This is a genomic window from Dyella dinghuensis, from assembly GCF_003977615.1.
Classification (GTDB): domain Bacteria; phylum Pseudomonadota; class Gammaproteobacteria; order Xanthomonadales; family Rhodanobacteraceae; genus Dyella_B; species Dyella_B dinghuensis.
Window position 1 is genome coordinate 68,497 of the sequence record NZ_RYZR01000002.1, and the last position, 26,923, is coordinate 95,419.

General features: G+C 59.1%; 18 protein-coding genes and 1 tRNA gene. 7 read left to right on the forward strand and 12 right to left on the reverse strand.

Features of this window, described 5'->3' with window-relative positions; all coding sequences use genetic code 11:
* Window position 1: 1 nt before the first annotated feature.
* The 3 genes from EKH79_RS01425 to EKH79_RS01435 all read right to left on the reverse strand — a co-directional run bounded on the left by EKH79_RS01425 (window position 2) and on the right by EKH79_RS01435 (window position 1,799).
* Entirely contained in the window at window positions 2–193 is a 192-nt protein-coding gene (locus EKH79_RS01425; protein WP_126672015.1) for a hypothetical protein, read from the reverse strand.
* 46 nt (window positions 194–239) lie between these two features.
* Complete coding sequence (ligD, locus tag EKH79_RS01430; RefSeq protein WP_233590129.1) at window positions 240–1,139, reverse strand: non-homologous end-joining DNA ligase; 900 nt, start codon at window positions 1,137–1,139, stop codon at window positions 240–242.
* A gap of 252 nt (window positions 1,140–1,391) precedes the next feature.
* On the reverse strand, window positions 1,392–1,799 hold the full coding sequence (locus tag EKH79_RS01435) for a response regulator transcription factor (protein WP_158621166.1): 408 nt from the start codon (window positions 1,797–1,799) through the stop codon (window positions 1,392–1,394).
* A 1,265-nt stretch (window positions 1,800–3,064) separates the two neighbouring features.
* Here EKH79_RS01435 and EKH79_RS01440 point away from each other — a divergent pair.
* Together EKH79_RS01440 and EKH79_RS01445 are read left to right on the forward strand one after the other, a co-directional pair.
* On the forward strand, window positions 3,065–3,415 hold the full coding sequence (locus EKH79_RS01440; protein ID WP_126672018.1) for a response regulator: 351 nt from the start codon (window positions 3,065–3,067) through the stop codon (window positions 3,413–3,415).
* Between the two features lie 120 nt (window positions 3,416–3,535).
* Complete coding sequence (locus EKH79_RS01445) at window positions 3,536–5,401, forward strand: CHASE3 domain-containing protein (RefSeq protein ID WP_158621167.1); 1,866 nt, start codon at window positions 3,536–3,538, stop codon at window positions 5,399–5,401.
* Window positions 5,402–5,509: 108 nt separating this feature from the next.
* Here EKH79_RS01445 and EKH79_RS01450 read toward each other — a convergent pair whose 3' ends face one another.
* Together EKH79_RS01450 and EKH79_RS01455 are read right to left on the reverse strand one after the other, a co-directional pair.
* Window positions 5,510–5,692 carry a hypothetical protein gene (locus EKH79_RS01450; protein ID WP_126672020.1) on the reverse strand — a complete coding sequence of 61 codons (183 nt, stop codon included), beginning with the start codon at window positions 5,690–5,692 and terminating at the stop codon, window positions 5,510–5,512.
* 153 nt (window positions 5,693–5,845) lie between these two features.
* A tRNA-Val gene (locus EKH79_RS01455) sits at window positions 5,846–5,920 on the reverse strand.
* A gap of 135 nt (window positions 5,921–6,055) precedes the next feature.
* On the opposite strand from EKH79_RS01455, the gene EKH79_RS01460 reads away from it, so the two are divergent.
* Window positions 6,056–6,391 (forward strand): lipid-A-disaccharide synthase N-terminal domain-containing protein, encoded by a 336-nt coding sequence (locus EKH79_RS01460; protein ID WP_126672021.1) that lies wholly within the window; start codon window positions 6,056–6,058, stop codon window positions 6,389–6,391.
* A 56-nt stretch (window positions 6,392–6,447) separates the two neighbouring features.
* Here the strand turns inward: EKH79_RS01460 and metH are convergent, their stop codons facing one another.
* From metH to EKH79_RS01475, 3 genes are read right to left on the reverse strand one after another with little or no spacing between them, the layout of a single operon-like run.
* On the reverse strand, window positions 6,448–9,129 hold the full coding sequence (metH, locus tag EKH79_RS01465) for a methionine synthase (protein WP_126672022.1): 2,682 nt from the start codon (window positions 9,127–9,129) through the stop codon (window positions 6,448–6,450).
* A gap of 8 nt (window positions 9,130–9,137) precedes the next feature.
* Complete coding sequence (locus EKH79_RS01470) at window positions 9,138–10,217, reverse strand: homocysteine S-methyltransferase family protein (protein WP_126672023.1); 1,080 nt, start codon at window positions 10,215–10,217, stop codon at window positions 9,138–9,140.
* An 11-nt stretch (window positions 10,218–10,228) separates the two neighbouring features.
* Entirely contained in the window at window positions 10,229–11,155 is a 927-nt protein-coding gene (locus EKH79_RS01475) for an ArsR/SmtB family transcription factor (protein ID WP_126672024.1), read from the reverse strand.
* 271 nt (window positions 11,156–11,426) lie between these two features.
* Here EKH79_RS01475 and EKH79_RS01480 point away from each other — a divergent pair, with 271 nt between their 5' ends.
* Window positions 11,427–12,626, forward strand: coding sequence for an acyl-CoA dehydrogenase family protein (locus tag EKH79_RS01480; protein WP_425478446.1), 1,200 nt, complete (start codon window positions 11,427–11,429; stop codon window positions 12,624–12,626).
* Window positions 12,627–12,772: 146 nt separating this feature from the next.
* Here the strand turns inward: EKH79_RS01480 and EKH79_RS01485 are convergent, their stop codons facing one another.
* Window positions 12,773–15,955, reverse strand: coding sequence for a multidrug efflux RND transporter permease subunit (locus EKH79_RS01485; protein ID WP_126672026.1), 3,183 nt, complete (start codon window positions 15,953–15,955; stop codon window positions 12,773–12,775).
* 11 nt (window positions 15,956–15,966) lie between these two features.
* Window positions 15,967–17,166 carry an efflux RND transporter periplasmic adaptor subunit gene (locus tag EKH79_RS01490; protein WP_126672027.1) on the reverse strand — a complete coding sequence of 400 codons (1,200 nt, stop codon included), beginning with the start codon at window positions 17,164–17,166 and terminating at the stop codon, window positions 15,967–15,969.
* Window positions 17,167–17,636: 470 nt separating this feature from the next.
* Here EKH79_RS01490 and EKH79_RS01495 point away from each other — a divergent pair, with 470 nt between their 5' ends.
* From EKH79_RS01495 to EKH79_RS01505, 3 genes are all read left to right on the forward strand, one after another.
* Complete coding sequence (locus EKH79_RS01495) at window positions 17,637–22,562, forward strand: NAD-glutamate dehydrogenase (protein ID WP_126672028.1); 4,926 nt, start codon at window positions 17,637–17,639, stop codon at window positions 22,560–22,562.
* A 227-nt stretch (window positions 22,563–22,789) separates the two neighbouring features.
* Window positions 22,790–23,551 (forward strand): NAD kinase, encoded by a 762-nt coding sequence (locus EKH79_RS01500; protein WP_126672029.1) that lies wholly within the window; start codon window positions 22,790–22,792, stop codon window positions 23,549–23,551.
* A gap of 60 nt (window positions 23,552–23,611) precedes the next feature.
* Entirely contained in the window at window positions 23,612–24,541 is a 930-nt protein-coding gene (locus EKH79_RS01505) for a 5'-nucleotidase (RefSeq protein WP_126672030.1), read from the forward strand.
* Between the two features lie 8 nt (window positions 24,542–24,549).
* On the opposite strand, the gene EKH79_RS01510 is transcribed toward EKH79_RS01505, so the two are convergent.
* Window positions 24,550–25,440 carry an aldo/keto reductase gene (locus EKH79_RS01510; protein ID WP_126672031.1) on the reverse strand — a complete coding sequence of 297 codons (891 nt, stop codon included), beginning with the start codon at window positions 25,438–25,440 and terminating at the stop codon, window positions 24,550–24,552.
* A gap of 19 nt (window positions 25,441–25,459) precedes the next feature.
* Window positions 25,460–26,923 carry an efflux transporter outer membrane subunit gene (locus EKH79_RS01515; RefSeq protein ID WP_126672032.1) on the reverse strand — a complete coding sequence of 488 codons (1,464 nt, stop codon included), beginning with the start codon at window positions 26,921–26,923 and terminating at the stop codon, window positions 25,460–25,462.

Here is a 26,923-nt window from a genome sequence, read left to right on the forward strand (position 1 = left end):
GTTACGGCGATGTCTCATGCGCCGACACTGAGTCGGACGACGGATTGTCGCGAATCAAATCGGCCCACCGCAGTTCGATGCCATTGCGGTGGGCTTTTTTTACGATTTTCACGCCCTCGGCATCGAGTACGACAGTGTAGGCCTGTCCTTCAATGTCGATCTGGCGCCTAAGCGGTTTATCCAAAGGTGTCATGACAGTCTCCAGGTTGTTAGCGCACGGGGTAGCGCCATGGCGGTTGTTATGCTCCCACTTCTAACTTTTTCATGGCCGCGCTGAGCGTTTGCTTTACAGAGTCGATGTTCTCCCAAGGATCCTTGCGTAATCGTGAAAGACGTCTCGGTAGCGATCGAATAGTGAACGCATCACCACCCTCTATTTTCGACAGTTCTTCCCAGCGAAGCGGTGTGGCAACCGGTGCGTTTTTGCGCGTGCGCAGCGAATAATTGGCGATACTGGTCGCACCGCGGGTGTTGCGTAGATAGTCCACGTAGATTTTGCCCGCACGCTTGGTTTTGCTGGCGGTATCGACAAACTCCTGCGGCTGTCCGGTGGCCATGCGTGTCGCGATAGCGTGCGAAAAATCTTTCACCAAATCCCACGAGCACGCTGGATTTACGGGCAACACAACGTGCAGCCCTTTGCCACCGCTGGTGCGTACAAAGGATGTCAGTTCCAGCTCGTCCAACTGTACTTTCAGCAATCGTGCCGCGGCGACGATGCGCTCCCATGTGACACGCGGCGAGGGATCCAGATCGAATACCACGCGATCGGTTGTTTCAAGGCGGTCGATGCGCGTACTCCACACATGAAATTCCATAGCGCCAAACTGGACTAATTCAAGGATGGAGCTGGCGTTCTTCGCGTACATGTATGTCGCCAACGAACCTTTCTCTTCCTTTAGTTCGATCGTGCCTACGTGATGCAGGCCGCCCATGGGATGTTTCTGGAAAAAGCACGTGTTTCTTGCACCTTCCGGGCATCGAATCACCGACAACGGCCGTTTGACGACATTAGGCAGCAGCGATGTCATGACGCGCTGATAGTAGGCCGCTACGTCGCCTTTGGTGATCGATTCACCGGGATAGACGACACGATCGGCATGGGTGATCGTTATCGCCCCGGCTGTCGCCCGTTGCACTGGCGATTTCCGGCCGCGGGTGCTTGTCTTGGAAGCGGATCGATGCAGCGATGTAGGCGCCGCTTTTGAAACGGTCTTAAGCACGTGCATAACCCTCATCGCCTGTAGACGAAGAAGAGCACTTCAGCTGGCGCCGCCGTATTACGGGTTTGTCAGTCCAGACTGTGCACGCCATGGAAAACCTCCACATCGCCCGGAGATTGGCCAGACTCATTTATTCCGGATTGATTGTGACGTTCGCGAGAATCTTTCCTAAGCGCGACGCCGATTAGGGCGTTTGAGCGCACCGAAACGGCGCCTCTCGTTGCGGCGTGCGACGCCGCCGCAAACTGCACGAAGCAATTCAATTCTTCCGTAAGGTTTGCGCAATATCGTCATATCGTCCGGGCATGTGGGGTCAAGAGCATCCCAGTCACTGGACGTAAGAATGTAGTGGCTGTTGCTCAGCCTTTGGCGCATTTCACCGGCCATTTCGACACCGGATAGGCGCACGCATGTATGCAGGTCTACGACAACCAGGCCAATATCCGGGTGTTGGCCAGAAAGCTGCAAGGCCTCGGAAAAACCCTTGGCCTGGGACACTTCGTATCCCGCGTCGATAAGTGCCTTATAGAGTAGATCCCGCGTATCCAGGTCGTTTTCGACCACCAGCACGTGCATTACCGCTCTCCATCTAGGCGCGGCATCCTGGAACCCCGTCGACAAATCATTCACGTATGCGATGACGTGGTCATGAACCAAGTGTGTCAAAGTCATGTCCGCTAACGCGGGTTCTTGCTATGGCATCTGTTCAGTAAGCAGGATGCATATAATGCGGGTAACGTTTTTACGGCCCTCCAAGGGCTTTTCGAAACGCAATGTTGACAAACGCTCCACAAGGTCTTGCCTACAAGTGAGTCACTGTGAGGCTGGTAATCGTTAAGCATGAGGTGCAGGGGCAATCAGTTTGGCGTTTGCGTCCAATACGGCGGTTACGGACCCCACTTAGCTCGATGCGAACAATCATGTCGTCACGTCAGGAGGAAATCTCATGAATCGCAAGGTACTCGGCTTGGCAGTCGCCTGTGTTGGACTGGCTCTCGGTGGATGCCAGAACTCAGGTAACGGCTCGTCTTCGGCGCCAAGCTCGCCGTCAACCGCAGCTGCACCGGCTCCGGCACCTGCTCCGGCCCCGGCGCCCACATCAACCGCTTCCAGCCCGGCGGCGTCGCACACGGCGATGGCTCCTGCCAGCACCGCTCAGGCTCCTGCGTCGTCCTCGACGGCGATGAACCACTAAGACTGCGAACGCACAGCTACTGCCGGTATTCAAGGACGTGGCGGCGCCCATCCTCTCCAAGAGAGGGTGGGCGTTTTTACATTGAAGAAAGGCTTTGCGTGGCTTATTCGAGAAATGAATAGCCTTCTGTCTGCTTAGACGCGGGATGCATTGGACACGGGGCCTGGTGCGGCCGCGGCATGAAAGAAAGAAAAGCAGGCACTGGATCGCCACCACGAAGCGATGACTTTCGTCACTGACATCAATTTCCCATTGGGAAAACGCTTGAAGCCGTTAGACAGGAAACCTAACGATAGGGTGCGGTATGTGGCATCGATGGTCGAGCTTCTTCGTGCCGGATAGCGCGATACGCTCCCACGAGAATCAAGGCGATAAGGGCAACGACGAACACGATCCAACCCATCCGTCTGATCATGTGTGCGTCCCGGTTTCTAGACGAAAATGACGCTATGCATTTCATCGTCTCATCCATGTGAAAGGCTGCATCGTTGACGATTTATGCAATGTACGTTGACTTGTTCTTCACATCAGGGCACATCGTTTTGCCTTATGTTTGCTGTGCTCGACTCATATTCACAATCTGTTGTACCAATTCCGAATAACGTTCACCTAGGTGCCGGGATCGGCATATTCGAGTGAGGATGGCATGAAGACTGTTCTACTCGTCGAGGACAACCCTGACGTTCTCGAAATTACCGCGTATATGCTCGAAGACGCTGGCTACGAAGTCGTGGCCGCGAATAGTTGCGAGCAAGCCATGCAGGTTGCATCGGTGCGTGCGGATATCGGTGTCATTTTGACCGACCTCAATCTCAATGCGGGAATGAGCGGTATCGAGATGGCACAAGCCATGCACAAGGATGGCTTGAAATGCCCACTTGTGGTCATGTCGGGCGATGCCCATCCACCGGCAAATGGCTTCCAGTCCTGGATGCGCTATTTACCCAAACCGTTTGATCGGCAGATGCTGCTGAGAGCCATTACCGGTTACGTGTAGCCGGTAAGCGGGATACCGAAGAAAATTTCGTTATAGGGGGCATCGCGATCTGCAGGATCGATGCGTGCAAAGGACGACTTCTTCTTGTGCGCCGGCAAGCCTGTTTCGCAAAGAAGCCATATGGGACACGAATCGACACAGGCACGCACAACGTTCGGGCTTGTTGTTGGCTTCGCGTTGTTGCTTGGCGCGTGCATGGCGGCGATTGTCGCCGTATTTTCGAGCATCAGCGCCGACCGTTGGGTCGATCATTCGATGGTCGTTCGTCAAACCGTCGAGCAGCTCTTCAGCATTGTCCAGGATGCAGAAACAGGTCAACGGGGTTATCTGCTCACCGGGGATCCCAGTTATCTTGAGCCATTTCTAACTGCCAAGACACAGTTGCCCACGTTGGAGCTGCAGCTGAGGCAAATCACTGAAAACAGCGCGACGCATCAAAAGCAGTTGGATGACTTGTATCCGCTGATTGCGGCGAAGATGGATGAGTTGTCCGGTACGGTACGGGACCGGGAGGCTGGCCGCCCCGTCGCAGCGCTAGGTATGGTGAAGTCCAATCTGGGCCGCGATCAGATGGACCGAATCAGGCAGGCCGTGCGGGATTTCGATCAGACCGAACTCGACGCACTTCGTCAGCGCAGCGCGACGGCGCATGCGCAGCGGACGGTTTTAATGGCAGTAACAATCGTGATGACGCTGCTTGCGGGTGTTCTGGCTTTCGCCGTTGCGCAGAAAGCACGCCGTTACGCCAGCGATATGCAGACGGCAAACGAGACGTTGCGCGCAGAAATGCAGCACCGGGAAACGGCCGAGTTGCAGCTCAGGCAATCCCAAAAAATGGAGGCGCTTGGGCAGCTGACCGGCGGCGTCGCGCATGACTTCAACAACATGCTTGCCATTATCGTCGGCAACCTGGAAATGCTGATACGTAAACTCCCCGAGAATGAAGCACGTTGCGCTGCGCTTGCGAGTAATGCACTAGGAGGAGCGATGCGCGCAGCCGAACTCACCAAGCGCCTTCTCGCTTTTTCTCGTCAGCAACCATTGCAACCCAAATCCGTCGATGTCAATCAATGTGTTCATGACGTGTCGATCATGCTTCGCCGCTCCTTGGGCGAAAACATTGAAATTGAAACCGTACAGGGCGGCGGGTTGTGGCGTGCCTTTGTCGATCGGCCACAATTGGAAAGTGCCATCCTCAATCTGGCTGTGAATGCGCGTGATGCCATGAGCGGGGTAGGCAAGCTGACCATAGAAACCGCTAATGCGTATCTCGATCGCAAATATGCCGATGCGCATAGCGAAGTGTCGCCTGGGCAATACGTCATGATTGCCGTGACGGATACGGGCTGCGGCATGCCGCCTGACGTGATGAGCCGGGCGTTCGATCCGTTCTATACCACCAAAGACGTGGGGCAGGGCACAGGGCTTGGTTTGAGCCAGGTGCACGGTTTTGCCAAGCAGTCGCATGGCCACGTAAAGATTTACAGCGAAGTGGATGTCGGCACCACGCTAAAGATCTATTTGCCAAGAGACACATCGAACACGGCGGAAGAACCCGCGCAGACCAAGGCTGACATGGTTGCTCTCGATCAGCGTCGCAGGGTGCTGGTGGTGGAAGACGACGCGGATGTCCGTCAATTCGTCCTCTCGATATTGCAGGAACTGGGCTATGAAACGGTTGAGGCGGCGAGTGCTGCGTCGGCGCGCGACGTGTTGGCTGTCGACCCAAAAATCAGCGTTATGCTTACGGATGTGGTGATGCCCGGAACAAATGGCAGGCAGCTGCTGGACAGCATCAGGGATACCTATCCCAATCTCATCGTGATCTTCATGACGGGTTATACGCGCAACGCCATTGTCCACAATGGCATGCTGGATCCGGGCGTAAGGCTTATCACCAAACCTTTCACGATCGACGATGTCGCGCGCGAATTGATCGCGGCGATTACAGATGAGGGCTCGAAGTCCGTACGCGAGAAAGCCTGACTCGCATTCAGTTCGCGCCCTTGTACATCAGCGGCGACTAATGATTTGCGTACGAGGTCCATCACACTTTATCGGCGTGTCCACTTCGTTGACGTTGCATCGCGAATTTCAATGAGATGCACCGTTGCTCCTCTTTTCCTTCGGTTTTGTGTCCGCGCCTTCGCTTTTTTCTTTCTTGCTTGGCGTCCCGCCGCTGCGTTGTTTATCGTAGTCGAGCGATGCCGTGCGCTCCTGCTCAAAAAGAGCATTCTTTCGGTGACGCACGGTTACGGTGGCATTTCGGATATTCATGACGGTCTCAAGGGTATGCGGGGATATCTGCTCATACCCTTACAGACGCGGGTTGAAAATCGCGCATAGACAATGTCAACGAAGGCCAATGCACGATGCTTGGTGCCATGAAAAAGGCCACCCTTGTGAGGTGGCCTAAGTCTTTGAATACGTTGGTGGGCGGTACAAGGATCGAACTTGTGACACCTGCCGTGTGAAGGCAGTGCTCTACCGCTGAGCTAACCGCCCGCCGGGAACGCGCAACTATACGGATTGGAAGGGTTTGGGTCAACCTCCTGGCCCTTCGAGGCGTTACCGGAGCGGCGCTTCAGAGGTCCTGGGGCGGCTAGAATGTCTCGTTTCCCCTTGCCAAGCAGCCTCCTCATGCATTTCGATCTTTCTCACATTTTGCAGTCTCTGCAGCACTTTCAGATCACACCCTGGAAGGTGGTTGGCTACGTCGGCACGCTAATGTTTACCGGCCGCTGGTTTGTGCAGCTGTACTACACACGCAAGTACAAACGGGTGGTGATGCCGCTGTCGTTCTGGTGGATGTCGGTCACGGGTAGTGCGCTGCTGTTGGCGTATTTCGTCTTCGGCAAGAACGATTCGGTGGGCATTCTTTCCAATTTCTTCCCGGTGTTCGTGTCGGTTTACAACCTGTTCGTGCACATGCGGCACCACAAGAACAACGTTACCGGCGACGAAATTAACGGGTGACATGCGTTGAGCCAATCATTCCGGCGCAGACGGAATGATTGGGTGCTCGTGACGATTTATTCGGGATCGTAGTCGAGATTCGGCGCCAGCCAGCGTTCGGCTTGTTCGCGCGTCCAGCCTTTGCGCTTTGCGTAATCTTCGAGTTGTTCGCGTGTGATGCGCCCCACGACGAAATACTGGCTGTCGGGATGCGAAAAGTACCAGCCCGACACGGCCGCGGCGGGATACATCGCGAAGCCTTCAGTCAGTTCAATGCCGGCGTTGTTGGGGGCGTCGAGAAGTTCGAAGAGCGCAGTTTTTTCCGTGTGATCCGGGCAGGCGGGATAACCCGGAGCAGGGCGAATACCTGAATACTTCTCATCGATCAGTGCGTCGTTGTCCAGCGATTCGTCTGGCTGATAGCCCCAGAACTCGCGGCGCACGCGTTCATGCATGCGTTCGGCGAAGGCTTCGGCGAAACGATCGGCGAGTGCCTTGAGAAGAATGGCGGAGTAGTCGTCGTGTGCCGCTTCGAAACGTGCGACGTGTTCTTCAATGCCAATACCCGCGGTGACGGCGAAGCCACCCAGCCAATCGTGCTTCTTCGCGTCTTTAGGTGCGATGAAATCGGAAAGACAAAAGTCCGGACGTTCAGCTGGCTTTTCGGCTTGCTGACGAAGATGGTGCAGCACGCGGCCTTTTTCATCGCCGGACATTAGGGCGATGTCATCGCCCACACTATGCGCAGGCCAGAAACCAATCACCCCGCGTGCGGTGAGCCAACGCTCTGCAATGAGCTTATCCAGCATCGCCTGCGCGTCCGCAAACAATTCGGTGGCTTGTTTACCGACTACGTCGTCCTTGAGGATAGCTGGATAGTGGCCGGCGAGCTCCCATGCCTGGAAGAAAGGCGTCCAGTCGATGTATTTGCGCAGTTCCGTCAGATCGTAGTTGTCGAAAACGGTAAGGCCGGGCTTCTTGGGCTGGGGCGGCGTGTAGTTCGCCCAGTCGCAGGTGAAGCGCTGTCCGCGTGCATGTTCCAGCGGCACGAGTGTTTTGGCTGCGCCGCGATTTTTATGGCGCTCGCGAATATCCGCGTATTCAGCGCGAATTTTCACCATAAAGTTGTCGACCAGCTCCTTGCTGATGAGCGACTGCGCTACACCGACCGCGCGCGAGGCATCTTTGACCCACACAGTAGGTGCTTTGTAGTGCGGCTCGATCTTCAGCGCCGTGTGCGCGCGCGACGTGGTGGCGCCGCCAATCAATAGCGGCACATGAAAATCCTGTCGCTGCATCTCGCGCGCGACCTGGCTCATTTCTTCGAGCGACGGGGTGATGAGGCCAGACAGACCGATGATGTCCGCGTTGTGTTCGCGAGCGGTATCGAGGATCTTTTGCGTGGGTACCATGACGCCAAGGTCGATCACTTCGAAGTTGTTGCAGCGAAGAACAACGCCGACGATGTTCTTGCCGATATCGTGCACATCGCCCTTGACGGTGGCCATCACGATGGTGCCGTTGTTCTTGCCTACATCACCCGTACGCAGCTTTTCTTCTTCAATGTATGGCAGCAAATAAGCCACGGCTTTCTTCATCACGCGCGCCGACTTCACCACCTGTGGCAGGAACATTTTGCCCGAACCAAACAAATCGCCGACGATGTTCATGCCGGCCATCAACGGGCCTTCGATTACATCGAGCGGGCGGGTAGATCGCTTGCGCGCTTCTTCGGTATCTTCATCGACGTATTGATCGATGCCATGGACGAGGGCATGTGCGAGTCGATCGTTCACCGGCTTCTCGCGCCATGCAAGATTTTCGACGACGGCTTCGCCTTTCTTGGCTCGGTAGTTTTCGGCGATTTCCAGCAGTCGTTCGGTGGCATCGGAGCGGCGATTGAGTACCACGTCTTCGACGCGTTCGCGCAGCTCCTCGGGCACATCGTCGTAGATCATCAACGCGCCGGCGTTGACGATGCCCATGTCCATGCCAGCCTGGATGGCGTGATACAGAAACACGGAGTGGATGGCTTCGCGCACCGTGTTGTTGCCGCGGAACGAGAACGATACGTTAGAGACACCGCCCGAAATGTGGCTTAGCGGAAAGCGCTTTTTCAGCTCGCGCGTGGCTTCGATAAAGTCCACCGCGTAGTTGTTGTGTTCTTCGATACCGGTGCCGATGGCGAAGATGTTCGGATCGAAGATGATGTCTTCCGGCGGGAAGTCGAGTTTTTCGGTGAGCAGTTGGTATGCGCGCGTACAGATCTCGACTTTGCGCTCGCAGGTGTCTGCCTGCCCCTGTTCGTCGAACGCCATGACGACGACAGCAGCGCCGTATTGCTGCACCTTGCGCGCATGCTCGAGGAAAACTTCCTCGCCTTCCTTCATCGAGATCGAATTGACGACACCTTTGCCTTGCAGGCAGCGCAAACCGGCTTCGATGACGGTCCATTTGGACGAATCGACCATCACCGGCACGCGCGCGATGTCCGGCTCGGCTGCGATCAGATTCAGGAAGCGCGTCATCGCGGCTTCCGAATCGATCAGGCCTTCGTCCATGTTCACGTCGATGATCTGCGCGCCATTGGCAACCTGCTGGCGCGCAACGTCTACGGCCTCTTCGTAACGGTCTTCCTTGATCAGCTTCTTGAACTGCGCCGAGCCGGTGACGTTAGTGCGTTCGCCAACGTTGACGAAAAGCAGATCCGGCGTGATGACGAGCGGCTCAAGGCCGGACAGGCGGGTGTGACGGGACATCGTTGTGCTCATGCGGCCTGCGCGGACTCGGTGGAAATGGCTCGTGGCGTACAAGTGCTCACGGCTTCGGCGATCGCTTTGATGTGTGCTGGTGTGGTGCCGCAACAGCCGCCCACCATGTTGAGCAGGCCATCGCGCGCGAAGCCGCCGATCACAGATGCCATCTGCGCCGGCGTTTCGTCGTATTCGCCGAACGCATTGGGCAAGCCCGCGTTGGGATGTGTGCTGATGAAGCATTCGGCAATATTGGAGAGCGTCTGCACATGTGGGCGTAGATCGGCTGCGCCTAGCGCGCAATTCAAGCCGACCGATAACGGCCGGATGTGCTTCACCGAGTAATAGAACGCTTCGGCAGTTTGACCGGAAAGCGTGCGGCCGGAGCGGTCGGTGATCGTGCCGGAGATCATCACCGGTAAGCGCGCACCGCGTTCACGGAAAAGTTCGCTGATGGCAAACAGCGCGGCTTTAGCATTGAGCGTGTCGAAGATGGTCTCGACCATGATGATGTCGGCGCCGCCATCGATCAGCCCGTTGGTGGATTCGGTGTAATTGGCGACGAGTTCTTCAAACGTGACATTGCGGAAACCCGGATCGTTCACGTCGGGGGACAACGACGCGGTACGGCTTGTTGGGCCCAGCACGCCGATGACGAAACGCGGCTTGGCGGGATTCTTTGCGGTATACGCATCGCATGCTGCGCGCGCCAGTTTGGCGCCTTCGCGATTGAGTTCGTACGCGAGATGCTCAAGGTGATAGTCGGCTTGGCTGATACGCGTGGAGTTGAATGTATTGGTTTCGACCAGATCGGCACCGGCTTCCAGATATGCCTCATGCACACCACGGATGATGTCCGGCTTGGTCAGCGTCAGCAGATCGTTGTTACCTTTCAGATCGCAACTGCCGGGATGATCGTGCGAATGATGACTGTCGTGCCCATGCACGAAACGTTCGCCGCGAAATCCCGTTTCATCCAGTTGATGACCTTGCAGCATGGTGCCCATGCCGCCGTCGAGAATCAGGATGCGTTCCTGCAGCGCGTTTTCCAGCAACGCGACACGATCGGGATGTAGCCAGGGAAGTGCGCTCATTGGGAAACTCCTTACGGCTTGCGCGCGAGCAGGCTGATAACTTCGAAATGCGGTGCCTTGCGTTCGCGGCTCAAACGATTGCAGCTGATCACATCGAGACCGGCTTTTTGGGTCAGGTCGGTGAGTTCGGCTTGCGTGAAACCGAGGTTGCGGTGATCGAAGGGTTCGACCACGGCGCGGTGATCGTGCTTGCCCAGCGTAACGGCCAGCAATCGGCCGCCCGGACGCAGCACACGCGAGGCTTCGGCCAATGCCTTGCCGGGGTGTTCGGAATAGGTGAGGGCATGCAGCATCAACACAAGGTCGACGCGTTTTGCGTCGAGCGAAAGCGCATGCATGTCTCCGTGTTGCACCTGGACATTGCTGAAGCTGGCGAGGCGCTTCGTGGCGGCTTCCACCACGCGCTCGCTGGCATCGATGCAGACAATCGAGCGTGCATGCGGTGCCAGCAGTTCCGCCGTCACGCCATCGCCGGAAGCGATGTCCAGCACGTCGCCCGTTTCCAGCAACTGCAACAGGGAGCGCGACAGCGTTTCCCAGGTACGCCCGGGCGAGTAATGACGTTCCATATCCCCCGCGACAGTGTCGGCCCAGCCTTCGTCGCGCGCCCGCTCGGCCAGCACCGCGGGCAGGCGGCCGGCGTCTTCGCGAAGGAGCGCGTCATCGATGCTTTCGCGCAGCGAACGAATGAGCGCGTGCATATGTTCATCGCCTTCGCTATTGGCGCGGTAGTAAGCCGATACGCCAGCGCGGCGATCCCGGACCAGCTCGGCTTCCTTGAGCTTGGCCAGATGCGTGGAGACGCGCGGTTGCGCCAGGTGGAGCACGGAGGCCAGTTCCGCGACGGTCAATTCCTCGCGTTCCAGTAGCGCCAGAAGCCGCACGCGAGTGGGGTCGGCCAGAAGGCGTAACACGCTGGAGGCGGTGGCCAGATCCATCGTGCATCCTTATATCGCGATAGAGAGATGTTAAGGGTAGGGCGGGCGAGGTGGGGCGTCAAGGGCAATGCCCTCACGGTCATTGATCAGCTTCGCTGTTGAAGGGCGCTTCGGCGAAGGCCGGAATCCAGTGTCTTCAAGCGGTGGCGTGCCGTGCTATCCAGGGACTGAGGTCACCGGATTCCGGCCTGTGCCGGAATGACGAGCAAAAGCGACGGATTGGCGGTGCTCTGCTGCACTCGCACAAAGCTAAACCCTCGCCCCGGTTAAAATGGCCGGCTTCCCCATCTCTATTGCCCACGGAGTCCTTATGGATTTCAGCTTTACCGAAGACCAGTTATCGATTCAGGCCATCGCGCGCGACTTCGCGCAGAAGCGCATCGTGCCTGTGGCGGCCGAACTCGACGCGAAGGGCGAGTTCCCGTTGGACAACATCCGCGAGATGGGCCAGCTCGGCCTGATGGGTATCGAGGTGCCGCACGAATATGGCGGTGCAGGTCTGGACCCGATCGGCTATGTGCTGGCGATGATCGAGATTGCCGCAGCCGATGCAGCAACGTCCACGATCATGTCGGTGAACAACTCGCTGTTCTGCAACGGCATCCTCAAGCACGGCACGGAAGAGCAGAAGCAGAAGTACGTGCGCGCGATTGCGCAGGGCGATGCGATCGGTGCATACGCGTTGACTGAACCGCAGTCCGGTTCCGATGCGTCGGCCATGCACACGCGCGCCACGAAGAATGCCGACGGCGACTGGGTGATCAACGGCAAGAAGAGCTGGATCACTTCCGGCCCCGTGGCGCGTTACATCGTGTTGTTCGCCATTTCCACGCCGGGGATCGGTGCGAAAGGCGTGTCGGCTTTCATCATCGATACGCAGAAGCCGGGTTTCCATGCGGGCAAGACTGAGCCAAAGCTGGGTATTCGCGCATCGGCGACCTGCGAAATCGAATTCAACGATTACGTCTGCTCCAAGGACGATTTGCTGGGCGAGGAAGGCAAGGGCTTCTCCATTGCGATGGGTGTGCTCGACGCTGGCCGTATCGGCATTGCGTCGCAGGCGGTCGGCATTGCTCGCGCCGCTTACGAGGCGACGCTGCAATGGTCGCGTGATCGCAAGGCGTTCGGTCATCCGATCGGTACGTTCCAGATGACGCAGGCCAAGATCGCCGACATGAAGTGCAAGCTCGACGCCGCCACGCTGCTGACGCTGCGCGCTGCGTGGACGAAAGGTCAGACGGAAAAGAACGGCGGCCGCTTCGGTACGGAAGCCTCCGTTGCAAAGCTGGTCGCGTCGGAAGCGGCCATGTGGATCGCGCATCAGGCGGTGCAGATTCACGGTGGCATGGGTTATTCGAAGGAAATGCCGCTGGAGCGTTACTTCCGCGATGCCAAGATCACCGAGATCTACGAAGGCACCAGCGAAATCCAGCGCATGGTGATTGCACGCGCCGAAACCGGTCTGCGCTGATCGGTGATATCGGGTTCTGCGGTTGCAGAACGGACGCCTCTCCGCACGCGGTGCCGGCACCAAGAGTTTGAACTGACGGTCGCCGATCGCCATAAAAAAAGCCCCGGTCATTCACCGGGGCTTTTTTCGTTCGTGCGGACTATTCGTCAGTGTTCGTGACGGGCCAGCTTGTGCGTTTCCTCATCAAGCTTGTCACCCAGTGCGCGACGCACGCTGACGTAGAACACCGGAATCAGCAGCAGGCCGAGGAAGGTGGCGAACAACATGCCGCCGATCACCGCGGTGCCGATTTCGTGACGCGAGTTGGCACCCGCGCCGGTGGACGTTACCAGCGGTAGTACGCCGAGGATGAAGGCCAACGAGGTCATCAGGATCGGGCGAAGACGCAGGCGGGCAGCGGTTAGCACTGCATCGAACAGCGTTTTGCCTGCGGCTTGCTGCTCGACAGCGAATTCCACGATCAGGATCGCGTTCTTCGCCGCCAGGCCGATCACCGTCACCAAGCCGATCTTGAAGTACATGTCGTTCGGGAAGCCGCGCAACATCATGAAAGAGCACATGCCCAGCAGGCCCAACGGCACCACCAGCAATACGGCGACCGGAATCGACCAGCTTTCATAAAGTGCGGACAGGCACAGGAACACGATGAAGATCGACAGCATCATCAGCAGTGTCGCGGAGTTACCGGCGAGCAATTCCTGGTACGACTGGCCGGTCCAATCCGCGCCGTAACCGAACGGCAGATCCTTGTCGACGATATTCTGCATCGTCGCCATGGCCTGACCAGTGGAAGAACCCTTCGACGCATCGCCCACGATTTCCACCGCCGAGTACCCGTTGTAGCGGGTAAGCGAAGGTGTGCCCATGCCCCACGTCGCATTCACGACGCTCGATAGAGGAATCATGTTGAACGGGCCGTTTGCCGACGACGTCGTGCTGCTCGACGTACCGGTCGTGGACGTGCTCAACGAACTGGGCGTGTAGATGTGTTCGAACGCTTCCGGGCTCATGCGGAACGGTGCATCGGCCTGCACCATCACGCGCTTCACGCGCCCGCCGTACAGGAAGTTGTCGATATACACCGGCGCCAGCAACAACTGGATGGCGGTGTACACATCGCTGACAGACAGACCCAGCGCCTCCGCCTGCACGCGATCGACGGTGAGGTTGTACTGCGGTGCATCCGGCAGCGTGTTCGGGCGAACGCCGAACAGCGTGGGGTCCTTCGTGGCTTTGCCCAGCAGCATGTTGCGCGCAGCGGTGAGGTCGGCGCGCGACTGACCGGCGCGTGCCTGCAGGTACATGTCCAGACCCCCGAACTGGCTGAGGCCGCGGATCGTCGGCAAGTTCACCACGAAGATCTGTGCATCGCGCACGCCGTGCAGGACACCGTTCGCCTTCAGGATGAAATCGTCTGCGGTGATCGATCGTTTATCCCAGTCTGCGAGCTTCATGAAGACCATGCCCGTGCTTTCGCTCTGACCCACGAAGCTGAAGCCGCTGATCTGGAACATGCCGACGTAGTCATCCTTGAGCGGACTGGCGGCCATCTTGTCCTGGACCTCCTTCATGACTTTCATGGAGCGTTCCAGCGTGGCACCCGGTGGCAGGCTGACGATCGCCAGCGCGAAGCCCTGGTCTTCACTGGGCACGAAGCTGGTCGGCAGCTTGGTGTACATGAAGCCGGCGAGCATCGCGACAAGCGCGAACACGATCATCCAACGTGGCGCGTGCCGTACGGCACTGCCGATGTGTCCGTGATAGGTGTTGGTCACCCAGTCGAACACCTTGTTGAACCAGGTGTAGAAGAAGTTCTTCTTTTCCTCGTGCGTGGGCTTGAGGATGGTGGCGCACAGCGCCGGCGTGAACGACAGCGCGAGGAACGCCGAGAAGCCCATCGACACGGCGATGGTCAGCGCGAACTGCTTGTAGATAACGCCAGTTGCACCCGGTTGCAGTGCGGACGGCACGAACACCGCCGCAAGCACCACGGTAATCGCGATGATGGCGCCGGTAATCTGCTCCATCGCCTTGCGCGTGGCTTCCTTCGGCGACAGGTTTTCTTCCGTCATGATGCGTTCGACGTTCTCGATCACCACGATCGCGTCGTCCACCACGATACCGATCGCCAGCACCATGCCGAACAAAGTCAGCTGGTTGATGGTGAAGCCCATCGGCGACAGGCCGATGAACGTACCCAGCAACGCGACCGGAATCACCAGCGTCGGAATGATCGTGGCGCGGAAGTTCTGCAGGAAGATCAGCATCACCAGGAAGACGAGGATGATCGCCTCGATCAGCGTACGCACCACTTCCTTGATCGACACCGTCACGAACGGCGTGCTGTCGTACGGCGCGAACCAGGTGACGCCTTGCGGGAAGTCTTTCGCAAGCTCATCCATCTTCGCGCGCACGGCCTCAGCGACGTTCAGTGCGTTCGCGCCCGGCAGCAGCTGGATACCAAAGCCGCCGGTCGGGCTGCCGCTCCACTGCGAGGTGAAGCCGTACGTCTGCGGGCCGAACTCGATGCGCGCGATGTCTTTCATGCGCACGACAGTGCCGTTCGGGTCCGCACGCAGAATGATGTTGCCGAACTGCTCGGGCGAGGAGAACAAACCTTCCGCCGAAACCGTGGCGGTAAAGCTCTGGCCCGGACCGGCCGGATCTGCGCCCAGCGAACCTGCAGCAAACTGCACGTTTTGTTGGGAAATCGCACTTTCGACGGTGGACGCGGAGATGCCGTAAGCCTGCATCTTGTCAGGGTTCAACCAGACGCGCACCGCGTATTCGGAACCCACCTGAAAGGTGTTGCCGACGCCGGGGATACGTGCGATCTGGTTAAGCACCTGCGAAGCGACGATGTCGTTGAGGCGGTCGCTCTTGATGTCCGGATTGCTGGAGGTCAGCGCGACGAACATCAGGAAGTCCGGGTTGCTCTTGGCCACCACGACACCTTGCGTCACCACTTCGGCCGGCAGCTGCGGCTGGGCCAGCGACACCTTGTTCTGCACCTGCACCTGTGCGATGTCAGGGTTGGTGCCGGTGGCGAAGCTCAGCGTAATCGTTGCCGTACCGTTCTGGTTCGACGAGGAGCTGAAGTAGAGCAGGTTGTCGATACCGGTGAGCTGCTGCTCGATCACCTGCGTGACCGTGCTTTCCATCGTGGCAGCGCTGGCGCCGGGGAAGCTCGCCTGCACCGTCACCTGCGGCGGTGCGATGTTGGGGTACGACTCCACACCCATGTTCAGCACCGAAATGACGCCGACCAGGGTGATCAAGATAGCTACCACCCACGCGAAAATGGGGCGGTCGATGAAGAAACTCGGCATCAGCGGTCTCCTTACTGCTTGCCGGCGGCGGGGGCCTGACCGGGCTGCTGTGCCTGCGATTGATCAGGCTGCCACGGTTGGGCCTTGGCCGGGCCACCCGGCTTGACGGCCGGAATGCCGGAGACGATCACCTGGTCGCCAGGGGCGAGGCCGGTGGGGACAACCCAGCTGAGGCCGCTCATGGTGTCGGCCGTCACGCGCTTCTGGGCCACCTTGCCGTCCGCACCGACGGTCAGCACGAATGCGCCGCCGACATCGCGTTGCACCGCAGCCTGCGGCACCAGGAACACGTTGTTTTGGCGGCCCATGTCGATCGTCAGCGTCACGTACTGGCCGGGGAGCAAGCGGCGCTGCGGGTTCGGCAGCAGGGCGCGCAGATTGATCGCGTTCGTGGTCGGGTTCACCGAGGTGTCGGAGAAATCCAACGTGCCGACGTGATCGTAAGGGGAGCCGCCAGGCATTTTGACCTGCACGGTGGTCTTGTCCTGCTCGGACAGGTTCACCGAGCCGGTGGTCTGTGCGTGCGTGAGCGCATCCATGTCGGCCGCGCTGACGGTGAAGTTGACGTACATCGGGTCAAGCTGATTGACCGTGGTCAGCAGCGTGGAGCTGGAACCACTGTCGGTGGTGCCGGCACCCACGATCGCACCTTCCGTGACCTGCTGTTCGCCGGAGTGGCCGGCGATCGGCGAGGTGATATCGGTGTAGCTGAGGTTGACGCGTGCCGTCTGCACGTTGGCCTGGGCCTGCTTCACGGCGGCGGCCGAGCTACGCTCGTTCGCTTCGTCCGAGTCCATCTGCGCCTTCGAGATGTAACCCTTCGGCACCAACGCACGGTCGCGTTCGGCCACGATGTGGGCGTTCGTGTAAGTAGCCTGTGCCGATGCCAGTGTCGCCAAAGCGGCATCCAGCGCTGCCTTGTAGGGCGCCGGATCGATCTGGAACATCAGCTGGCCCGCCTTGACCTCGGCACCTTCCGTATAGACGCGCTTGAGCAGCAGGCCCGAGACGCGGGCACGTACGTCCGCACTGCGATAGGCCGACAGGCGTCCGACGAGATCCTTGGTGAGCGGGACGCTCTGCGGTTGCACCGTGACCACACCTACCGTGGGAGTGGGTGGCGTGGGTGGTTGCTGCTTGCCGCTGCCGCAGGCGGCTAGCACCGTCAGGCTGAGGCACAACACCGGCGTGCGCATTAACGTCGACTTCATGAGAACTCCATGACTTGCGTGATCGGGTAGGGGGTGGGGCTACGGCGGTCTAGCGTCCCAGCGGTTTCGGTGCCGGAAGATTTTACGTTTATCGGATAAAAGCCGTTTTGTCCCGTGTCGTTCGTCCCCAACGGCCGGGGGCGGTAGACTATACCGATCAGTTTACAATTTATCGGGACGGCGAATCCAGCCTTTTTTGAACTGACACCAGACAGGGGGTAGCAGAACGGCTGTCACCGGTCGCCGATGCGCTCCCCGCGCGTCGAAACCACAATGCGATACATACATCGCATACCCGCACTTTTCGTTGCTCAACGAACACGTACTGAAACGTGCTGACTGTAGGCTGATCCGAACGCTAGCGAATGTGCTTGGTTGCTGCGCTGCCGATGGATTCAATGCGATGCCAAGCGTATCCTTTTAAGGCTTTCCGCTCCATTCCCACTTGTCTCCACTTCTAAGTAGAAGCCATGAATGCGATCCGTGCGGCCAACGACATTCCCCTTGCAACTGTCGTGCTCGAAGAGTTGAAAAAAAGCGGTTTTCCGACGAAGCGCCTGGATGAGGCGCAAATTTTTATCAGCGCATTTTTCGCGCGCATCGCCAGTAGCGATGTCGAGCTGCACACACCCGCCGAATGGGCGGCTGTCGTGGCAGGTCTCATCGATTTCATGCAGCAGCGCCAACCCGGCCGCGCATCGGTGCGTGTGACCGGCGCCGGCAACGCTGCGCGCAGCGCGATCGAGATTGTCACCGATGATATGCCGTTCCTGGTGGACACGGTCAGCATGGTGATTGCGACGCATTCACCAATTCACGCGGTGATCCACCCGGTTGTAAAGGTGTTCCGCGACGCCAGCGGCCAGTTGCAGCGCATTGGCGATGAGCACGGTCAGTCCGAGTCGGTCATGCATCTCGAACTGGATAACGTCGATGCCGACGCGGCTACGCAGGAAAAGCTCAAGTCCCAAATCGAAGCCGCGCTGGAAGACGTGCGCGCCGCGGTACGCGACTGGAGCGCGATGCGCGACAAGGCGCTGTCCATCGCCAACGATCTGCCCAACCGCAAGCTGCCGCTCGATGCGGCAGCGGTGCAGGAAGCCAGCGAATTCCTGCGTTGGCTTGCCAATGACAACTTTACGTTCCTCGGTTACCGCGAATACGAAGTGACGCAGGCCGATGGTGATGAAGTGCTCCGTTCGATGGAAGGTTCGGGTCTGGGCATTCTGCACAAGAGCGAGCGCTCGGTGGCGCCGCGCTCTCTGCGCACACTGGCGGCCAGCGAACTGCCGCAGTCTGGTTCCACCGACGCCATCATTCTCACGAAGACCAATGCGCGTTCGCATGTGCATCGCGCAGGCAACATGGATTACGTCGGCGTTCTGAGGTTTGACGAAAAAGGCCGGCCGATTTCCGAACAGCGTTTCCTCGGCCTGTTCACCTCCAATGCCTACATGACGCGCCCGCAGGACGTTCCGCTGGTTCGCCAGCGCGTGGAGGCGGTGCTGGCGCGTTCGGGTCTGAAGCGCGATTCGCATTCCGGCAAATCGTTGCGCCACATTCTCGAAACGTTGCCGCAGGAAGAGTTGTTCCAGAGCGGCGAAGAAGAGCTGTTCTCCACCGCCACCGGCATTCTTGAGTTGCAGCAGCGTGCACGCGCACGTCTGTTCGTGCGCCGCGACCGGTATGGCCGTTTCTTCACCTGTCTGGTGTTTGTGCCGCGTGATCGTTTCAATACCACGGTACGCGAGCGCACCGAAGAGATGTTGCGCGATGCTTTCCATGGCGAAAGCGTCGATTCCAATGTGTTGATGGGCGAAGCTGCGCTGGCGCGCCTGCATGTCACGGTTCGCCCGCGTCCGGGTGATCACCCCGTGTACAACGTGCAGGATCTGGAAACCAAGCTGCTACACATCGTGCGCAACTGGCAGGATGGTCTGCGCGAAAGCCTGGTGGGTCATGCGGGCGTTGCCCATGGCGTCGCACTGTTCAATCGTTTCGGCAAGATGCTGCCGGCGGGTTACATCGAAGACGTCTCGCCGGAAGTGGCCGCGCATGATGTGATGGCGCTGTCAGGTTTGAAGAGCGACGATTCGATTCACCTGAATCTGTACAACGATCCGCGCGACAACAGCCTCCGCTTCAAAGTCATCCACGTAGGCGCGCCGATCTCGCTCTCCGAAGCGCTGCCGATGCTGGAGAACATGGGCGTCCGCATGCTCGCCGAGCATGTCTACACGCTCGAAAGCGACGGCCGTCTGCTCACCATTCACGACTTCGAGCTCAAGACGAAAGCGCCGCTGGTGTTTGAATTGCCGCATCTGCGCGAACGTTTCGAACGCAGTTTCGAAGCGTTGTGGCGCGGCGATGCGGAAAGCGACGGCTTCAACAACCTGGTGTTGACCGCCTGTGCCGATTGGCGCCAGGTGGCAGTACTGCGCGGCTACTGCAAGTATTTGCAGCAGATGGGTATCGCGTTCTCCCAGAGCTACATGGAGGAAACGCTCAATCGTTATCCCGCGCTCGCCGGATTGCTGATCGAGCTGTTCAACGCCAAGTTCGATCCGCGCCGCGAACAACTCGGTGCGTCGGAACTGGAAAAGGCGCAAGCCGATCTTCGTCGTGAAATGCAGGCGCTGATTTCGGCGGATACGCAGAAAGCGAAGCCCGAATTGATCGACGGCATGGTGGCCGTGCTTGCGCAGCCGCGTGAGCAGCAGATCCACGTGCTGTGGGAAGCGCTCAAGACGCTGCTCGACGACGTCGCCAGCCTCGACGACGAACGCATCCTGCTGAGCTTCATGAACACCATTCGCGCCACGCTGCGCACCAGCTACTTCCAGCTGTGGGATGGCAAGCCACGTCACTACATCAGCTTCAAGTTCGATTCCAAGCAGGTGCCGGACGCACCCAAGCCGGTGCCGTACCGCGAAATCTTCGTGTACGCACCGCGCGTGGAAGGTATCCATCTGCGCTTCGGGCCGGTCGCCCGCGGCGGTTTGCGCTGGTCGGATCGCCGCGAAGACTTCCGCACCGAAGTGCTGGGCCTGGTCAAGGCGCAGATGGTGAAGAACACGGTGATCGTGCCGGTTGGTTCGAAGGGTGGCTTCTTCGTGAAGCATCCGCCGATCGGTGGCGATCGCGATGCGCAACTGGCGGAAGGTATCGCTTGCTACCGCTTGTTCATCAGCGGCCTGCTCGACATCACTGACAATCTCGTCGAAGGCAAAGTCGTGCCGCCGCACGATGTCGTACGTCATGACGACGACGATCCGTACCTGGTGGTTGCTGCCGACAAGGGCACCGCGACGTTCTCCGATATCGCCAACGCCATCTCGATTGAACACGGTTTCTGGTTGGGCGATGCGTTTGCTTCCGGTGGTTCGAATGGTTACGACCACAAGGGCATGGGCATCACCGCCAAGGGTGCATGGGAATCGGTGAAGCGCCACTTCCGTGCCTTGGGGCGCGACACGCAGACCGAAGATTTCACCTGCGTAGGTATCGGCGATATGTCCGGCGACGTGTTCGGCAACGGCATGTTGTTGTCGCGTCACATTCGCCTGTTTGCCGCGTTCGACCATCGTCACGTCTTCCTCGACCCGAATCCGGATACGGAACGTTCCTTCATCGAGCGCGAACGCATGTTCAAGCTGCCGCGCTCCAGCTGGGAGGACTACGACAAGTCGCTCATCTCCGCTGGCGGCGGCGTGTGGCCGCGCAGTGTGAAGTCGATTCCGATTTCACCGGAAGTGCGCGCGGTGCTCGGCCTGAAGTCGGATGTGCAGCATCTGTCGCCGACGGATTTGCTCAACGCGATCCTCAAGGCGCCGGTCGATCTGCTGTGGAACGGCGGTATCGGCACCTATGTGAAGGCCTCCAGCGAAACGCATGCGGATGTGGGCGATCGCGCCAACAACGCGCTGCGTATCAATGGTGCGGAACTGCGTAGCAAGGTCGTGGGCGAGGGCGGCAATCTGGGCTTCACGCAGAAGGGTCGTATCGAGGCGGCGCAGCACGGCGTGCTGCTCAACACGGACTTCATCGATAACTCCGCGGGCGTAGACACCTCCGATCATGAGGTGAACATCAAGATCCTGCTCGATGATGCCGTGCAGCGTAACGAGATATCGGTCGACGGGCGCAATCAACAGCTCGCGTCGATGACCGACGAAGTCGGTCAGCTGGTGCTGTGGGATAACTATCGCCAGAACCAGGCGATCACGCTGATGGAACATCAGTCTGCGCACCGCATCGGCTCGATGGCGCACTTCATCCGCACACTGGAAGGCGAAGGCCTGCTCGATCGCGTGGTGGAAAATCTGCCGAGCGAAACCGAACTGGCCGATCGCAAGAAGAGCGGCCTTGGCATGACACGTCCGGAACTGTCGGTGCTGTTGTCGTACGACAAGATCCGCCTGTATCAGCAGTTGCTCGATTCGGATGTGCCGGAAGATCCCTATCTGTCGAAGGAACTGGTGCGTTATTTCCCGGCACCGTTGCACGACAAGTACGCCGCGCACATGCAGCGTCACCGCCTGAAGCGCGAAATCATCGCCACGGCCGTCACCAACTCCACCATCAACCGCATGGGCGCCACCTTCATGATGCGCATGCAGGAGGATACGGGGCACGGCCCGGCAGCCATCGCCAAGGCGTATACCGCTGCGCGCGAAATCCTCGGTGCACGCGACCTGTGGGCACAGATCGAAGCGCAGGACAGCAAGGTTGCGGAAGGCACGCAGGTCGATGCGATCCTGCAGATATGGTCGCTGCTGCGTCATATCACGCGCTGGTTGCTGAGCCGTCCGGGTGGCACGCTGGAAATCGCAGCCAATGTGGAGCGTTATCAATCCGCCGTGGCCGAACTTGCTGCCACGTTGCCCGAAGCGCTTACGCCGGCCGGCAAGGCCGACTTCGGCACCAGTCAGGAAAAGTGGGAAGGCCTTGGCCTGCCTGCCGATCTTGCATTGCCGCTGGCCAAGTTGCCGGAACTGCGCGCGATGCTCGATATGGTCGAAGTGGCGCAGCAAACCGGCGAGCCCATCGCCAAGGTGGCGAACGTGTTCTACGAACTCGGTCACGCACTGGATCTGGAATGGCTACGCGGTCAGATCGAAGCGCTGCCGGTGGATGGTCACTGGCATGCGCAGGCGCGCGGTTCGTTGCTGGATGAACTCAATCACCAGCACCGTGCACTCGCCACGCAGGTGCTTGCGTTGACCGGCAAGAGCAAGGACAAGTCGCCCGTGCAGGCGTGGCTCGATCGCGATGATCCTACGCTCAAGTACACCCGCAGCATGCTGGCGGAAATCCTGACCCAGAACGCTGACTACCCGATCGCCTCGGTAGCGGTGCGTCGTCTGGCACAGCTGGCGCAGGTGCCGGTGGCCTGACACCGCTTTGCCCTCTCCCCTTCGGGGAGAGAGTAGGGTGAGGGGTCAATCTTGCGTTACGACTTGTTCGAAGCAAACTTCGATGAAATGCAAACGCAAGATTGGCCCCTCACCTCAATCCTCTCCCCAAAGGGGAGAGGAGGCGAACGCAAAGAGCCGTGCTTAATGGCCTTGCCCCTCGTCGTGTCGTAAGCTCAAGGGCACGTCACTCACCGAAGACGGATCTTATGCGCCTTGCTTTCGTCGCCAGCGAGACCAACGTTGCCCAACAGGCACGTCGCAAGCTTGTCGAACTCTATGGCGATGTGCCCGCGGCCGAAGCCGAAGTGATCGTTGCACTGGGCGGCGATGGGTTCATGCTGCGCACGCTGCACGCTCATCGCGCGATACCCGTGCCTGTCTACGGCATGAAGCTCGGCCGCGTCGGCTTTCTGATGAACAAATATCGTCTCGACGAATTGCCCGAGCGCATCGAACGCTCGCATACAGCGCAGTTGTTCCCGCTGGAGATGATCGCCACGGACGCAGATGGTCAGACGCGTCGTGCGTTGGCATTCAACGAAGTGTCGTTGCTGCGACAGACCAATCAGGCGGCGCACGTCGAGGTGAAACTCAACGATATCGTGAAACTCACCACGCTGATTTGCGACGGCATCCTCGTTTCGACGCCAGCGGGTTCCACGGCGTACAACCTTTCCGCACATGGTCCGATTCTGCCATTGGACGCCAATGTGCTCGCGTTGACGCCAATCAGTCCATTCCGACCGCGGCGCTGGCGCGGCGCGATTCTGCCGCATCGCACATTAGTCAGCCTGCGCGTGCTCGATCCCGGCAAACGTCCGGTTAGCGCAACCGCCGACTTTCTCGAAGTGCGCAACGTGCGCAATGTCGAAATCCGCCAGTCACGGGAAGAGGGCGTGCGATTGCTGTTCGATCCGGAGCACAATCTCGAACAGCGTATCCTGGACGAGCAGTTCGCGCCCGATTGAATACGGCGCGGAAGTCTCGACTTTTGCTAGATTGAACACGGCGCCCCTGCATCTCTGCCCATGACTCGCGAAGGTAAAACAGCCCACGATCCCAAGGCCGCAACCGACAATCGGTTGGTGGTTGCCATTTCGTCGCGTGCGTTGTTCGATCTCGGCGATAGTCACGACTTGTTCGAGCGCAATGGACTGGATGCCTATCGCGCCTTTCAGATCGAGCACGAGAACGAGATTCTGAAACCTGGTGTGGCGTTTCCGTTGGTGCAAAAGCTGCTTGGTTTGAACCGGCTTGCCGGCGATGTGCCGCCGGTCGAGGTCATTTTGCTCTCGCGCAATTCCGGCGATACGGGATTGCGCATCTTCAATGCCATCCAGCATTACGGGCTGGAAATCAGTCGCGCGGCTTTCACCAGCGGTGCGCCGACATCCGATTACATCGCGCCATTCAAAGCCGATCTGTTCTTATCCGCCAACGCGGAAGATGTCGGGCGTGCATTGCTAGCGGGCGTAGCGGCGGCCACCATTCTGCCCTCGACGGCTCCGCCGCGTGCGAGCGAACAGCTGCGCATCGCCTTCGACGGCGATGCCGTCATCTTTGGCGATGAAGGTGAACGCGTGTCGCGCGAGGAAGGCCTCGAAGCGTTCCACCGAAGCGAGACGAAATTGGCCGATGAACCACTTTCGGTCGGCCCTTTCCGTGGTTTTCTGACGGCCGTGCATCGGCTGCAAGCGGCATTTCCAGCGGAAAATTCGCCCATCCGCACCGCGCTTGTCACCGCGCGTTCCGCGCCAGCGCACAAGCGCGTCATTCTCACGTTGCGCCGTTGGGGCGTGCGTATCGATGAGGCGCTTTTCCTCGGCGGCCGCGATAAAGGCCCGTTTCTTGATGCCTTCGGCGCCGACATTTTTTTCGATGATTCGCCGTCAAATGTCGAGTCCGCGCGCAAGCATGTTGCGACAGGACATGTGCCTCACGGCGTCAGCAACGGCTAGTCGTGCGCTTAGGGGACGCCGTGTCCTTTGCTGGCAACCCAAATCGCATACCAGTCTTGAGCATCCAGCTCGACTGTTTGCGCGGCAACGGCTTCGCGCAGACCATCCATTCGGCCCGTACCCGTGATGGGATGTGGCCGGGAAGGGTGACGGAGTATCCATGCGAAGGCGAGCGTGGTGAGGTTCACGTTGTGGCGCGCTGCAATAGCGGACATCTCACTGCGCACGCGGTCAGCTTGCTCGCCCGCCTCGTTGAAGAGTCGGCCGCCTGCCAGGGGCGACCAGATCATCGGACGCAAGCCAAGTTGTTGTTGCTGATCCAGCGTGCCGTCGTCCAGTGCACTCATCTGCAATGGTGAAAGCTCGATTTGATTGGTCACCAACGGATGATGCTGATGCAACAGCGCGAACTGGTGCGTGGTGTGATTCGATACACCCCAGTGCGCGACCTTTCCTTCACGTGTCAGCGCTTTGAACGTGTCAGCCAGCTCAGCAGCGTCCATCAAGTAATCAGGGCGATGAATCAGCACCAGATCCAGCTGTTCTGTGTGCAAGTTGCGAAGCGATTGCTCGACTTGCGCGCGAACGTACGCCGCGCTTGTGTCGTAATAGTTCACGCGATAGTCGCGTTCTGCGGCACGCAAACGAATGCCGCACTTTGTGACCAATTGCATACGCTGGCGCAAGTTTGGCGATGCTTTCAGCGCTTCGCCGAACAGCGACTCCGCGCGATAGCTGCCGTAGATATCCGCGTGATCGAAGGACGTAATGCCCAACTCGAGCGCCTGTTCGATCCAGCGCACACGCTCGGCGACACTCAAATTCCACTCCACGATGCGCCACAGTCCTGCGACGATGGGCGAGAGTTCGAAGCCGGGGGCAGACTGTTCTGTTGGCATGAGATATCGCGTGTTGTTCTTAGCGGGAGTCGGACGACTTCTTTGTATCGCTTAGCTGATCCGCCGACCAGCCACCGCCGAGGTCGCCGATCAACGATACCGTATCGAGCAGGCGCGTTTGCTGCACGCTCAGCGCCGTTTCCTGCGCGCTCAGTTTGGTCGCTTCCGCCGTGGCCGCGGTGGTGTAGTCGACGGTACCCGCCTGATATTCGTTCACGGCGATGCGCGCGCCTTCGGTGGCGTTTTGCACCACCTGATCCTGCACCTGCGCTTGCTGCGCAAGAATGGTTATGCCAGCGAGATCATCTTCGGCATTCTGGAACGCGCCGAGCACTGTCTGACGATAATTGGCGACGGAGGACTCATAGGTTGCTTTCGCTGCGGCGACCTCGCCGTGACGCAAGCCGAAGTCGAAAACCGTTTCGTCGACGTCGGCGCCCAGCGACCAGACGTGATTGGCTACGTGCAGCAAGCCGGCCAATGGCGACTGCGAGAAACCATCTGCGGCGTTCAGCGTGAAACTCGGGTAATACGCCGCTACTGCAACGCCTACTGCCGCGTTCTGCGCTGCCATCTGCCGTTCGGCGACGGCGATATCCGGCCGGCGTTGTAGCAACGTGGACGGCATGCCGACGGGAACGGTGGGCAGCATCGGCAGCGCCGCGCTGTGTGGAATATCGAGATCTTCCGGATTCTTGCCGACCAGCACGGCAATCGCGTGGACATATTGGGCGCGCGACACACCCAGTGCGATCAGACTCGACTGGGCGCTTTCCAGCTGTGTGCGTGCCGAAATCACATCAGACGGCGGTGTAGTGCCAGCGTTGCCCTGGTTTTGCACGACGCGCAGAAATTCCTTGTACTCGTCGACCGTTTTCTGCAGCAGATCGGTGTTGGCATCGACGACACGCAGTTCGATCACTGCGGTAGCCAGGGCGGTCTGTTCGGAGAGCGTTGCGTTGGCGAGAGTGGCTTCGCTTGCTTGCGCAGTCGCCTTGTTTTCCTCGACCTGACGGCGCACCTTGCCCCAGATATCAGGCGCCCAGCTGATGTTACCTTCCAGCGAGCCGGAAGTGCTTATCGGTTTGAACGTGCTCCCGCTGCCAGTGGCACTGCCGGTACTCAAGTCGCTCTTTGCGGTGCGCTGTTTGGTTGCCGAACCGGTAATGCCAATCGTGGGAAACAAACCGGCGCGCGCCACCTGCACTTCGGCCAGCGCTTCCTGATAGTTGTAGTACGCCTCGCGCACGTTCTGGTTGGAGACCGACACCATCGGTTCCAGTTGATTGAGCAGCGGATCGTTGAAGTCGCTCCACCAGTCGCCCTTCGGTGCTTCGGCTTCTGGCGTGGCTTGCGTCCACCCTGGCAGCGGCTTGTACTGCGGCGCCGCCGGTGCATCAGGACGATGATAATCGGGGCCGACCATGCAACCACCGAGCAACATCGCCAGCGAGGCGGCCAGGGCTGTACGAGAAATTTTCAT